Origin of the sequence: Algoriphagus mannitolivorans DSM 15301 (genome assembly GCF_000429425.1) — a bacterium.
Taxonomy (GTDB): Bacteria; Bacteroidota; Bacteroidia; order Cytophagales; family Cyclobacteriaceae; genus Algoriphagus; species Algoriphagus mannitolivorans.
Genome location: NZ_AUBV01000006.1, coordinates 302,986 through 316,890 on the forward strand (window position 1 = coordinate 302,986; position 13,905 = coordinate 316,890).

A 13,905-nucleotide genomic window follows, 5' to 3' on the forward strand; every position below is an offset into this window, starting at 1 on the left:
CCTAATAATGCTTCTCCGGCCTGTAATTGCAGATTTTCTCCTTTGGCTTGAACTATGCAAAAGAATTAAAAACCCCAAATAACATGTATGGACTTGTAAATAAATCGATTCAAAACCTAGTAGAAACTAATTTTGGCCCAGATAAGTGGGAGGCTATCAAGCTCAAAAGCGGGATAGATATCGATTATTTTATAAGTACTCAGCCCTATGATGATTCGGTTACTTTCAAGCTGGCTGTTGCTGCTTCGGAGGTACTTGGAATTTCTGTAGATGAAGTTTTGGTGGCCTTCGGAGAATGGTGGATCCTCAAGACCAGTATGGAAAAATATGGAGGCTTGATGCAAGCCGGGGGAAATAACCTGAAGGAATTCTTGATGAACTTACCCTTATTCCATGATAGGATTATGATGATTTACCCCAAGCTGACGCCACCGGAATTTAAAATTTCAGAAGTTGAAGACAATTCTCTTGTGCTTCACTATTTTTCTAAAAGAGAAGGTTTGGTTTCGTTTATGAGAGGACTGCTTTTGGGTTTGGGAAAACTATATGAAAGTCCCGTAACCCTGGAACATACCCTCAGCAAAACTACAGGTTCAGATCATGAAGCATTTAAAGTAAGCTGGTGAGCATTCCAGGAGGACATCTAGATTTTTCATCCGAGCACATTGACCGGGTTTTTCCATTTCATTTTGGATTGGATGAATCTGCTATGGTCATTTGTCAAGGTTCGAGCTTACAAAAGCTCCTAGGGGATATCCAAAAGAAGAGATTTGACAAGCTCTTCGAAATTGTCAGGCCCGGAAATGTATCCCACAAGCTGGATCACCTGAAAAACCTGGAAAACCAGACCATTCTTCTGAAAATCAAAGATCGGGACAACCTCCTTTTCAGGGGACAATTTGACTATTATCCCGATTCCAAGCTGTTGATGTTCTGGGGTACGCCTTGGTTCAATTCCATAGAGGAAGTGGTGGAAACTAACTTATCCCTATCCGATTTTGCACCGGTAGATCCCCTGATTGATTTACTCCATTTAGTCAAAAACCATGAATTGGTGACTGAGGATCTCAAGCATTTGGTAGATACAGTCAATGTCCAAAAAGAAAAACTCAAGGAGCTTTCTTATGTCGCTTCTGCCAATTCCAACGGGATTTTATATACTGATGAAAAGGGAAATATCACCTACGTCAATCAAGGATTCCTCAAGATGACTGGGTTTGAAGAAAAAGAGGTATTGGGCAAAACTCCTGTCGAACTGGGCAAAGGTCCGGAGACCGATCTAGAGGAGATTCAAAAGATGCTCCAGGCCTTTTTTTCCCTGCAACCTTTCAAGGTTGAGCTCAAGCACTATCGAAAAGACGGAACTTGGTTTTGGGCCAGAATCAATGGTCAAATCATGCGTGACAATGAAGAGAAGTTTTTGAACTGCTTTTCTCTGATCGAGGATATTACCGAAGAAAAGAAGTCCAAAGAACGACTGAAGACCTTTGAACAGACTTTTCAGAAGGTCCTGGAGTTTTCCGGGGACAATGTTTGGGAACATGACTTCAGGACAGAAAAAACCCAGTTTTCCAATCTTTCCAATAATTTTCTCGGCTTGGATGTTCAAGAAGCAACAGATCTTGCCAAATTCTGGTACGAATCCATAGTACCTGAAGATTTAACTCTCCTTCAGGAAAATGATCGAAAATACCGGGCAGGAGAAATATCTTCCCATGAATTGGTTTACAGAATCAGACACAGAAATGGAGCTGTAAAGTGGGTGTTGGATCGTGGAATTGTCATCGAAAAAAACAGCAAAGGAAAGCCGATCAAAATCATCGGTACTCACTCTGATATAACCCGACAGAAGGAATCTGAACAGGAATTACTGGCAGTCAATAAGAAACTCGAAAGCGTACTTTTTGAACTCAAAGACGTAATATGGGCTGTGACTTTCCCAGAGCTGGAAAGTATCTTTTTCACTCCTTCGGCTGAAGACCTCTTTGAGCTGAAAATGGAGACTATCATGAAAGACAATTCATGGATTCTCCCTCTGATTTATGAAAAAGACCATCATGTATTCCATGAGATCATCCAGGAAGCAGTTGAGAAGAAAGAGTTTTCAAGAGAATTAAGACTGAAGACATCCTCTGGAAAAATCAAGTGGATCCACGTGAAAGGAAGGCTTACCGAGGAAGATGGAGGTGCTCTCAGGCTTAATGGGATCTTGAGTGATATTTCAGAAAGAAAGCGAACCGAGGAGCTTTTGGAGGCACAGGAAAATCTCAAGAATATCTTGATCGAGCTTTCCACCACATATATCAACATGGACCTTCAGGAGGTGGATGAAAAAATCCAAGCCTCTTTGAAACGCATTGGGGAATTTGTGGACGCAGACCGAGCCTATGTGTTTTCCTATGATCTAAAAGCCATGACCTGCAGCTGTAATCACGAATGGTGCGCTCCAGGGATAGCTCCTCAGATTCAAAATACCCAGCAAGTTTCCTTAAATGATATTCCCGAATGGCTAGAGGCACACCGGCGTGGGGAATCCTTTTTTGTGCCAGAAGTCAGTGCTCTCAAGGAACAAGGATTTGATCAGCTTCAAGGGGTTTTGGAAGAGCAGGGAATCAAAAGTCTTATCGCCATTCCCATGATTCTTGGAAAAGAATTGGTGGGCTTTGTGGGCTTTGATTCGGTTAGGCATAGCCATAAATATTCCCAGAAAGAGGTGGAATTATTATTTGTGTTTGCACAAATGCTGATCAATGTCCAAACCCGAAAGCAATCTGAACTTAGAATCATTCAGCAAGAGGAGAAATTCAGGAACATCATTTCCAATATGAGTCTAGGCTTGCTTGAAGTGGATAACGAGGAGACTGTGCTGCATGCCAATCAAACTTTCTGCGAAATGGCAGGATATAGGATGGAAGATTTAATTGGCACCAAAGCCACGGATCTGCTTTTGACTGAAGAGTCTAAAAAAACGCTGCTGAAAAAATCAGCCTCCAGAAAGTATGGAAATTCCGACTCTTATGAATTGCAGTACAAAAAGCCAGATGGGGAATTGAGATGGTGGCATGTCAGCGGTGCGCCTAATTACAATGACAATGGCCAATTGATCGGCTCCATAGGAATTCACCTGGATATTACTGCCCAGAAGAAACTAGAAAAGGAATTGATCCGTCAGCGGGAGGAAGCCGAAAAGTCCAGACGCTCGAAAGAACTCTTCTTCGCGAATATGAGTCATGAGATCCGTACTCCGATGAATGCGATCGTGGGTATGGGCGAACAGCTCGCCAAAACCCCACTTAATGAAAGTCAAAAAGGCTATCTCTCTGCCATACAGGTGTCTGCCAACCATTTGATGGTAGTGCTCAAAGATATCTTGGACCTTTCTAAGCTTGAGGCAGGTAAGATGACCTTAGAAGTTATTGGCTTTGATTTGAAGGAAGTCTTGGGTCGGGCCAAAAAAATGATGACTCCCAAGGCTGAAGAAAAAGGTCTGAGTTTCTCGATTCGTGAGTTTGATCCAAGAATCTCCAAAGTACTGAAAGGGGATCCCTTCCGAATCAATCAGATTATCCTGAATCTGGTTTCCAATTCGATCAAATTTACCAAAAAAGGAAAGGTGACTATGGCCTGCAGACTGATCGAAGATCATGAACAGGTACAGGTGATTTCGCTGGAGGTGGAGGATACCGGGATAGGAATGGATACAGAATTTATTTCCGGAGACTTTGCGAAATATGTGCAGGAAGACTCCTCCATCACCCGAAAATATGGGGGTACCGGACTAGGTTTGAGCATTACTAAGGAACTGATCAATCTGATGGAAGGGGAGATGCGCATTACTTCCCAAAAAAGTGAAGGGACTCAAATCCACATCATACTGCCTTTGGAAAAAGGGGTGGAAAGTGATCTGCCAGTGGAAAGGCAAGAGCAGCTATCCGCGGATCCCCTAAAAGGAAAAAGGATTTTGGTTGTAGATGACAATGATTTTAACAGATTGCTTGCTCTGACTATCCTAGAGCAGTACCAAGTAGAATGCTTTACGGCCAATAATGGTAAGGAAGCTATCGATAAAGTCAAATCTACCGATTTGGATTTGATTCTGATGGATATCCAAATGCCGGTCATGGATGGGGTGAAGGCTACCCATTTTATCCGAAACCAGCTACATGCGGATATGCCGATCATTGCCTTAACAGCCTTCGCCCTAAAAGGGGATGAGCAGAAATATCTGAATCAAGGGATGAATGGCTTTATCTCCAAGCCATTTCAGGAAAAGGACTTAATTTTGGCCATTTCCCGAGTTTTGGGGCATCAGCCAGAGATCCAAGAGGCAACTATTGAATCAAAGGAACCGGTTTCTGAGGTACCTAGATATAGCCTGGACGAGCTCAATCAAATTGCAAAAGGCAATGAAGACTTCGTTCAAAAAATGATTGAGATCTTCTGTACCAATGCCAAAGAAGGGATGAAAGAGATCCGGGAGGCCTTTGATTCGGAAGATTATGATACGGTCCGGAAGGTGGCTCATAAGATCAAGCCTTCCATTAAAATGATGCGTATCCGGGAAATCAGCGAAGAAGTCGTCGAACTTGAAAAACAAATTTTATCTGAAAAAAACAGTCCTAAAATGACTCAAATCATCCTCCATATGGAAGATATACTTCAGTGGGTTGTCCAGGACATTCAATTAAATACAAAATGAAAGAAAAGAACTCTGTTTTTAAACAAGCCGAGGAGCTTATGGACTCCTTCGGATTTACCATCGTCAAGCAGGATCGAGAAAGACCCTGGGGCGGTTTTTTAGTGATCGAGGAAAGCCAGGCTCCGCAGTTTGCGAAGCAGTTTTTTCCAGAGGAGGATTTCGAATCTCTGAAAATTTCCGAGAAGCTAAGCCCGAAAATATTACTGGTTGCTCCCGGAAAGAGGCTGAGTTGGCAATACCATTTCCGAAGAGCAGAAATTTGGAGATGCATCGATGGGGCGGTGGCTGTGGCCACTAGCCTTACTGACGAAGAAAGCGGGAGAGTAATCCTAAAAGTAGGAGACAAAATCAAACTTCAACAGGGGGAAAGACACCGTCTAATCGGCTTGGAAGACTGGGGCGTGGTCGCCGAGATTTGGCAGCATACTGATGCCTCTCATCCTTCCGATGAAGATGATATCGTACGCTTGCAGGATGATTTTGGAAGATAAATCCATCTAAAAACTGGAAATCAATTCCATATTTTGGAATAATTAAAATTGAAAAGTGCCTCAGAATGGTTTTGAGGCACTTTTTTTTATCGGCACTAGATTGGAAATAACTAGAGCAAAACTGAAAGCCATGAAAAATTTACAACAACTCCCCGTTTTTATTGTCGATGATGATCCTTTCTGGAATGCCATTTTGGCCCAGATCCTTGAAGGTCTAGGATTCTCGGATATCCATACTTTCGAAGATGGAAAAAGCTGTATTGAGAACCTGAAGTTAAACCCAGGATTGGTGTTTTTGGACTATCAATTGGGAGCCAGCAATGGTCTGGATATTCTTAAAGAAATCAAATCTTACAACACAGGAATCGAAGTCGTATTCTGTACTGCACTTGAGGATTTGGAAGTAGCCATTTCTGCCATGGAATATGGATCTACTGAATATTTGCTCAAAGCACATACCACCGAACAAAGCGTACTCCAGGTCCTTCAAGCCTTGGATAATTTTCATACCGTCTAAACCCAAAACCTAATGCCTTTTACATTCGCTCATCCTGCAGCTATACTTCCCGCTTCCAAGACTGGGAATCGACTATCCCAAACGGGATTGATCGTGGGAAGTATGGTTCCGGACTTGGAGTTTTTCTTCAAGCTTCGGTTGGATGAGAATATAGGGCATAAGCTTCACGGAATCCTCCTGTTTGATATTCCGGTCGGAATTCTGGTGGCGGTACTTTTTCATCTATTCATCAAAAGCCCCTTGATCCACTCTTTACCTTCATTTATCCAGAGACGAATTTCACCATTTCTAAATCCTGGAGTCCTTGATTCCATGAAGAAGAATTGGGGATGGTTTCTCTTTTCCCTGATTTTCGGAATCTTCACCCATTTGGGTTTGGATAGCATGACGCATTTTGACGGGTGGATTGTCTTGGCTTTTGAATCACTTCAAAACTCTATAACCCTAGCCGGAAAAACTTTTCCTCTTTACGAGGGACTTCAGTATGGCTTCAGTGTCGTCGGTTTGGTATGGTTGGGGGTGGCTTTTTGGAGAATGCCCAAGGGAAAAGCTATTCCATCCGAGTCAAAAGAAACCCTGAAATTTTGGGCTTTGGCTTTTGGGCTTTCCATTTTGTGGATTGGTTTGAGAATCCAATTTTATCCTGAGTTCAGTTCCTTTTGGGATGGCTTTGTGATGGTAGTCGGGAGTTTTTTCTATGCCACAGCAATGATCGGTCTATTCGAATTCTATCGTACTGAAAATAGCTCAGGGAGTGACGGCCAGTTCGATGAACTTATCAATGCCGGAAGTATTGATCCAAGTTTCAAAATCGGAGCCTTTTCGGTAGAGCAAGATCAATTGCCGATGATGCTGGGTGAGCGTGTAATGCATGTGGATCACTTCGTTGATAAAGCCCAGGTCGTTGTCGCTGATTCCTCTGACATCGAGGTAAATGATTTCAAAAGGTTCTCCGAGCAGCCGGTCGAGTTCTGCTCTCAAAAGTTCACTGCTTCCGCCCTTAGCCTCCCCGCTGAGTTCGATTTTACAAGTGGGTTTGCTCTGTCCTTGAACCGTAAATTCCTTGGTAGTTATATCCATGTTGTTTCACAATTTAGGGAAGTTATCAAGAGTCTTTGGAAACTGGTAGCATTCCTTTCAATTATTTTCTTGGTTTCAGTTCAGGTAAAGGCCCAAGAAACTATGTCGGCGGAGGTCCGTGAGCAGTGGATTCAGAAAGCCACAGCCTTGCGGGCAGAGGAAAAATTTCTCGATGCAATCGCATGTCTGGATTCCATTCTGGTTTCTAATCCTGTCGATGCTCCAATCTTATTGTTCAAAGGAGATCTTTCCCTTCAGGCGAAGGATTTTGGACAGGCAGTTTCTACTTACAAGGCCCTCTTACCCTTGGATTATGAGGCCACCATCACCCGCATCAACCTTTCTTATGCCCTGTTTATGGGCCGAAATCCAGGAAAAGCATTAAATGCTGCCTATGAGGCTTGGGCCCAGGACTCTTTGCACAAAGGTGCTGTGGTGAATTATTTCAATGCCATGCTTTGGAATATCAAGACCAAAGAAGCCGGGAAGTTTTTGGAAGAAAATAAAGGCCTGGTGGATCGTGATCAATACCTAGTCATGCAGGCTAGACTTTGGACTACTTCTGGAAATTATAAAACAGGATTGATCTACTATGATAGCTTGGTAAATGCATTTCCAAAGCCCTACTATATCCAGGAATTTACGGAGGTTTTGATCGGTAAAAAGAGATGGGAGAAGGCAGAGGCCATACTGGAAAATCTTGGCGACTCACTTTCAGCTTCTCAAAGACAAAAAATTGAAGGGATGCTTGCGGAGGCTGATACGCATACCGCAGGTGTTCAGCTTGGATTTTTCGAAGATATCGGAGGAAACAGAAGACTGGAACAGGCGATTTTCTGGAGAAATGAACAGAAATCCAGACTTCAGGCGGGTATCCGTGCAGGATCCAACCAAGTCACATCCCCTGAAGATCAATTCACGAGGAGTAATTTTCTGGCGGCTACATTGGGCTATAGATGGAGCCCGGCTGTAGAGTCTCAAGGGGAATTGGTGGCTCAGCAAGTAAGTCCTGATACCGGTGATTCCTACAGTGGATTGACCGGGAAATTTGAAACTCGCTATCAGCCAAATGATAGGAGAATGTTTGGAGTTTTCTACAGTTCGGAACTGCTGAACTTCACTGCTGACCTCTTGGGGAAAAATATCCGGAGTCAAAATCTGGGCTACGTCACTCACATCATGCTGGACGGTAAAACCGGGATATTTTCCCAAGGAAGCTATGGGACCATCAATGACGGAAATTCAAGGCAGCAGTTTTTCGGGTCTATTTACCGAGTGCTTCGTACAGAGCCAACCTTGAAGACTGGTTTGAACTTCTCTGCACTTCGGTTCTCAGACTCAGAGACGACTCTATATTTTGCTCCAGAGCGTTTTTTGAGCACAGAACTGTTTGTGGACTACAGCACTCCAATGCCTTTGGTAGCCAAGATGGTTGCCAAATTTCAAGGCGCTGCAGGGCTTCAGAAAATAGAAGAACTGGACTGGGAACCTACTTTCCGGGCACAGTTGGAGTTGGTCTATCGTCTTTCAGGATTTGATCTAGGTCTCACAGGACAATTTTCCAACGTCGCCTCCGCATCTGGTACAGGATATCGCTTTCATTACGTTACTCTAAATATCCAGAAGAAATTTTAAATCAGTAAAGAGGACGAGAAGTTGCTAATCACCCTCTCCTCGGGGAGTCCCTCATGCCTTCGGATTTGCTGGGGCTTCCTTTTTTATCTTTTTCCACTTAGATTTAATTATACTAAACAACACCCATCCTATGAAAATCTTAAAAATCACCGGCTTAATTCTCCTTTTGGCCATAGTTGGCCTGTTGCTTTATGGGCTTTTTATCCCAAATGAGTATCAGGTTTTGGAAAAAATCACCATCAACCGCCCGATTGAAGAGGTGTATGATTTTACCAAACTCCTGAAAAATCAAGATCAGTACAGTAAGTGGCAGCTGATGGATCCTGATATGGAACATTACTATGAAGGAGAAGACGGGACTGTGGGCTTTGTCTCTGGTTGGAAAAGTGCCAATCCAGACGTGGGCCATGGGGAGCAGGAAATCCTAGCCATCCAGGAAATGGAGCGGATAGATTACGAACTGAGATTCTTTGAGCCTTTTGAAGGTAAAGACAAAGCTTATATGACCTTCAATTCCCTTGGAGCCAATCAGACCGAAGTAGGTTGGGGTTTTGAAGGGAAAATGGCTTATCCTATGAATCTGATGATTCCGATGATGGGAATGGAGCAAATGATTGCGGACGACTTCCGGGTGGGATTGGAGAACCTCAAGAAATTATTGGAAAACTAGTCGTTCTAGTTTCCACTCAGCCTAGCCACCATAATCCCCGATTGGCCACGGTTGGTAGCTAAATACTCATGAAGAGGTAGAGCTGAAATCTCTACGGCTTTGTTTTTAGAGCTGGCGTGGAGGAGGTGAATGCGGCCATTTTGGGAGATGGCAAAGCCTACATGTACCACATCCAAGTTTGCCATCGGAGTAGTGATGGCGATTAGATCTCCGGATTGAATCCCTTTTTCCAAAGATTGGATCTGTTCCTTAGGGATAAAGGAATAGGAGTATTTGCTGATTTCAGCTTCCGCCTCTTTGATTTTCTCCACATTGCCGGGATCACTGAGCTGAGAGTAATACTTTGGATTTTCAGACATAAAGCTCGGCCGATTGGGGTAAGTAATGCCTCCGATTTCAGCTGTGATATCTTTAAGAACCCCTTTTTTTTGGTTGTCTACGATCCATTCGGTGAAGTAATGTAGTCGGCTTGGATAGCCTATATTTTTACCGGCACGATAGCGGATTTTTTCCAATTCCTTCTCAAATCGCTCAAAGCTAATCTCATCCATTTCTGTCATTCTGGCCAAAGTCACCACGGATTCCAAAAAGGTCGTGCAGTCCACACCCTGCAGGTTGATGACCAATTGCTCCGGTCCAGGAATTTCCAAAGTCTTTTCCACATAGGGAGTCCCCAAAAAGTCTTTTCCGATTTCAATGACCCATTCCTGGATGGTTTCGTGTTTTCCTTTTTCGGTTGAAAGTTTGCTTAACTCCTGATCCAATAGCTTTCGGCTTTCCAAGGTGCAGACTGTTTGGGCTTGGAGGAGATTTATAACCAAAAGGAGTGGTAGGGTGGCCAGTAATTTTTTCATTGAAGGAACAAAAGGATCATTTCAAATCTAGGAAAATTCATTGGACTAAGATTTAGGAATTGATTTTTGAGGGTTAAGAATATTCAAAGGAAGCTTATAGGCCAGTTCTACAATTGTTCCTTCTAGTTTGACCTCATCTCTAAAGCTTCCGGATTGGTTTTGATATTTCCAGTTGACATTTAAAACTCTTGAAGGAGAGGGTGATACTGCCCTGCTTAGCTGCAAAAGAAGTGAAGAGGACTTGAATACTTTAATTTCTGTATGAATACCGATTTTGAAAAATCCGGTCAGACCTTTGTCCTCTATTCTTACCACGTAATCCACATAATCAGTAGAAGGCCATTGGGTAAAGTAGTGGTAAAGAATATCCGGATTTCGGGGTTTTCTGGTTTGGTGTATTAGTAAATTCAAGGAGGTATGAGCCCCGAATCTAAAGTTCTGTTTGGTTCCGGTCGGGATATCGTACCGAAATCCGATAGGAAGATTTATGGAGTTAAAATTGGAATAGATGGGGACGGATTTTTCGAAACCTTTCAATTCATGAAGGTTTCTGGAAACATGCCATATAAAGCCCATTCCTACTTCAAAAGACGTATTATTGATTCGATAACCATAAATTCCAGTTACTATTCCATGGTATAGGGAGCTCCGGTAAAGTGGGAAATAATTCTCTTGGTCAGTGGAGTGTTTTCTCATTCCACCCTGAAAAAGCAAATAAGGACCATTCTCCCTACTGAGTTCCTGTCGCAAAGCTGAACGCTCTGAGGCTGGCAGTCTAAATCTGGTATAGACGGCATGATTTTTCACTTGAGCCAAAGTAGAATATCCCAGCAAAAATGCTATCGTAAAGAAAAAGGAGGTTTTGGAGTTCATGGGTTGATTGGTTTTTTCAGAAAAACGAATCAATCCTGTTAACTTATATAGTTAGTAAATTTTATTTTTTAAATCCTTAGGAAGTGATTTTATAGGTGGGAATAATTTTACTAGCCTCAAAATTATTCCCCATAGAGATGCTGTTGGATAAAGTCATTTCTAAATTTCCCTTTCGGATCGTGTTTGGCCAAAAGGGCCTTGAATTCCTCCAATTTGGGATAGAGGGCAGCCAATTGATCAGCGGGAATAGTAAATAACTTCGCCCAATGAGGTCTGGGATGGAAAGGGGCTAGCTTTTCCTCCATTTGTGGCAGAAAGGCCATGACTTTCTCCGTTTCCTGTTTCCAAGTCGTGTGTATGGCAATGGAGTCTTGTTGGTAACTGGTGCTCATCCACAAGTCGTCTGCTTTAATGCTTCGGATCTCTGAAATAAAGAGATGAGGATGGATTTGTTTTGCCATTTCAGCAATGGCAAAAAGCCCTTCCACACCATTTTCAAAAGGGATGAAATATTCGGATTGGAGTTCTTTTCCGGCACTGGGTTGAAACTTCATTTTGAAATGGGGAAGTCTTTCAAACCAAGGTCCCGGGACGCCCAATTGCTCCGAGCAACTTTCCGGATCCAAATCCGGTACCGGATGCATTTTGATACTTGCTTTTTTGGCGCCATAAAAATCCTCCGGAAACTGAAGCTCTTCACCGGGAGTCACTTTCTTTTTGACCCAGACCTCAGTGACATTGCTTGTTTTCCAGTCGATAAAAAGGCTAACGCTGTATCCCGCTCCCATGATTTCCCTGAAATTTTCCTTCAAAGACTCCATGGGTAAATCCAGATAAACCACCTGGGCAACTTCAAAAGTAGGCATGATATCCAGAGTCACTTGCGTGATCGGCCCCAAAGCTCCAAGGCCTACGACAGCACCAAAAAACTCCGGATCATTTTTCGTCAGTGAAACAAGTTCACCGGCCGCATTGACAAACTCCAAGCCGGAAACGCTGGAGGATAGATTTCCGTTTCCCACTCCTGATCCATGAGTAGCGGTAGAAATGGTCCCTGCCACCGTGATATGGGGAAGTGAGGCCAAATTGTGCAAAGCATAGCCGCGTTCGTGAAGGTATTTGGCCAGTTCCCCGTATTTGATTCCCCCTTGCACAGTGACTTGAAGTTTTTCCTCATCGAGGGAAACCACTTGGTTCAGTTGATCAAAAGAAATCAGGCTTTCCGTGCTGTCGGCAATCCGGTTGAAGGAATGCCTGGGGAACCTAAAACCCGAAGTTTCGGAGTGTTTTTGACCAGATTTTGGACCTCTTCCGTGGACTTAGGATAATGCACATTAGATGTGCTGAATTCAAAATTCTCGGCCCAGTTTTTCAATAATTCCGGGCTGGCTGTTTCTTCAGGTTTTCTGGGTGAGCAGGATACAAATGGAGGAAGTACAGCAGATCCCAAAAGCAGGGCGGAGTTTTTCAGGAAGTCGCGTTTTTTCATGGTCATTTGGGTAGGGGAGGTTTTCAAGGTCAAAAGAGTGACCTCCGGGGAAGCCTTTTCTTAAAAATAGGGAAATCAGGTTTAAGGAACATTCCTCCCCGATTCCAAATCCTTCAGCATATCTGGCATTTTCACCATTTTGCTTTCATGCTCTTTAACCAAAGCCTTGATTTTTTCAATGATTTCGGGGTGGGCTTCAGCGATATTAAACCGTTCACTGGGGTCTTGGTCCACATTGTAAAGCAGAGGAACTTCATGGTAGAGTTTTTCCACCTTTCCATAGCCACCTTTGGTAATGAAATGGGCTTTGAAAGATCCTAGACGTACGGCATACAACTCCCTTTCCCGATAGTAATACACTTCTTTTCTCGGACTGCTTTCCTTATTGAACAAGACTCCGGACAGATCATAGCCGTCCAGCTCTCGGTCCTTGGGTAATTCCTGCCCTGCAATCCTGCTGAAGGTGGTAAATAAATCCATAGTGGTTCCCAAGTCGGTAATCACCCCTGGTTTTATATTTCCCGGAGCCCAAAAAATGGTAGGTTCACGCATTCCCCCTTCCCAAGTAGTTCCCTTTCCATCTCTTAGTTGACCGGCAGTGCCTCCAGAAATCTCCGTGGGCAGCCAAGGGCCGTTATCCGAAGTAAAGACTACCAAAGTGTTTTTGTCTAATCCTTCTTCTTTCAATGCTTCGAGGATTCTTCCAACCTGATAATCCATTTCCTCGACCACATCCCCATAGAGGCCGCCTTTGGAACTTCCCTTAAATCGCTCATTGGTAAAAAGAGGGACATGGGGAAAATTATGGGCTAAATAGAGGAAAAAGGGATGGTCTTTATTTTTACGGATAAAGGCTATGGATTCATCGGTGTAGCGTTCCGAAATGGTGTGTTGATTGGCTGGCCTTTCGATAATTTCTGTGCCTCTGAGCAGGGGAACATTAAAGTCTTCAATGCTGAGTTGATCATAGAGTTTGGTCCATAATTCCCAATACCCATTTCCCGGAGTCAACTTTCTGGTGATATCCATATCATTGGAATAGGGGATTCCATAGTAAGAATCGAAGCCATGATTGGTGGGGAGATAGGGTTCTTTATGTCCCAAATGCCATTTTCCGACCATTCCTGTTTTGTATCCGGCCTTTTTGAGCTGCTCTGCAAGCGTGATTTCAGATTCCGGTAAGCCATTGGCGGAATTGGGATAAAGTACTCGGTTTGGGGAACTCATCATTCCATTTCGGATCGGCAATCTTCCTGTCATAAGAGCCGCTCTGGAGGGAGTGCACACAGAAGCACCTACATAGAAATTTGTCCATTTTTGCCCTTCCATGGCCATTCGGTCCAAGTTGGGCGTAAGAATGGATGGATTTCCAAAACTGCTTAAATCCCCATAGCCGAGGTCATCCGCAAAAATGATGATGAAGTTCATCTTATCATGGGAAGGGGCTTGAGCCTTGGAGGTTGGCAAGCCAAAAAATAGAGTGGAGATTAGGATAATTGAAATCCCAATACTTTGATTTTTAGTAGTTTTCAATGGGGCGAAGGGTTGTATTAAAACAAAAGACAGATAGCCTAAAATAGGGCTTTGTAGGGGAAGT

9 protein-coding genes and 1 pseudogene are annotated in these 13,905 nt (G+C 43.4%); 6 read left to right on the forward strand and 4 right to left on the reverse strand.

What is annotated here, in order from left to right:
* Positions 1–83: 83 nt before the first annotated feature.
* The 6 genes from G458_RS0108030 (at position 84) to G458_RS0108055 (ending at position 9,092) form a co-directional block, all read left to right on the forward strand.
* The gene (locus tag G458_RS0108030; RefSeq protein ID WP_026951448.1) at positions 84–626 is read left to right on the forward strand and encodes a heme NO-binding domain-containing protein; all 543 of its coding nucleotides are present in this window, start codon (positions 84–86) and stop codon (positions 624–626) included.
* Positions 623–4,699 carry a PAS domain S-box protein gene (locus tag G458_RS21400; protein ID WP_051287128.1) on the forward strand — a complete coding sequence of 1,359 codons (4,077 nt, stop codon included), beginning with the start codon at positions 623–625 and terminating at the stop codon, positions 4,697–4,699. Before G458_RS0108030 ends, G458_RS21400 begins: the two co-directional genes overlap by 4 nt.
* A 38-nt stretch (positions 4,700–4,737) precedes the next feature.
* Positions 4,738–5,190, forward strand: a complete 453-nt coding sequence (locus tag G458_RS0108040; RefSeq protein ID WP_407636955.1) for a cupin domain-containing protein — start codon at positions 4,738–4,740, stop codon at positions 5,188–5,190.
* A gap of 130 nt (positions 5,191–5,320) precedes the next feature.
* Positions 5,321–5,707, forward strand: coding sequence for a response regulator (locus G458_RS0108045; protein ID WP_026951450.1), 387 nt, complete (start codon positions 5,321–5,323; stop codon positions 5,705–5,707).
* Between the two features lie 12 nt (positions 5,708–5,719).
* A complete protein-coding gene (locus G458_RS0108050; RefSeq protein ID WP_026951451.1) occupies positions 5,720–8,422 on the forward strand; it encodes a DUF4184 family protein in 2,703 nt (900 codons plus the stop codon).
* Between the two features lie 130 nt (positions 8,423–8,552).
* Positions 8,553–9,092 carry an SRPBCC family protein gene (locus G458_RS0108055; RefSeq protein WP_026951452.1) on the forward strand — a complete coding sequence of 180 codons (540 nt, stop codon included), beginning with the start codon at positions 8,553–8,555 and terminating at the stop codon, positions 9,090–9,092.
* Positions 9,093–9,097: 5 nt separating this feature from the next.
* On the opposite strand, the gene G458_RS0108060 is transcribed toward G458_RS0108055, so the two are convergent.
* The 4 genes and pseudogenes from G458_RS0108060 to G458_RS20440 all read right to left on the reverse strand — a co-directional run bounded on the left by G458_RS0108060 (position 9,098) and on the right by G458_RS20440 (position 13,841).
* Positions 9,098–9,946: an N-acetylmuramoyl-L-alanine amidase-like domain-containing protein gene (locus G458_RS0108060; RefSeq protein WP_026951453.1), complete on the reverse strand. Its 849-nt coding sequence runs from the start codon at positions 9,944–9,946 to the stop codon at positions 9,098–9,100.
* Positions 9,947–9,991: 45 nt separating this feature from the next.
* Positions 9,992–10,819, reverse strand: coding sequence for a hypothetical protein (locus tag G458_RS0108065; RefSeq protein WP_157359728.1), 828 nt, complete (start codon positions 10,817–10,819; stop codon positions 9,992–9,994).
* A 122-nt stretch (positions 10,820–10,941) separates the two neighbouring features.
* Positions 10,942–12,308 (reverse strand): annotated as a pseudogene (locus G458_RS20435) (FAD-binding protein).
* 81 nt (positions 12,309–12,389) lie between these two features.
* The gene (locus tag G458_RS20440) at positions 12,390–13,841 is read right to left on the reverse strand and encodes a sulfatase family protein (protein ID WP_051287136.1); all 1,452 of its coding nucleotides are present in this window, start codon (positions 13,839–13,841) and stop codon (positions 12,390–12,392) included.
* Positions 13,842–13,905: the final 64 nt, after the last annotated feature.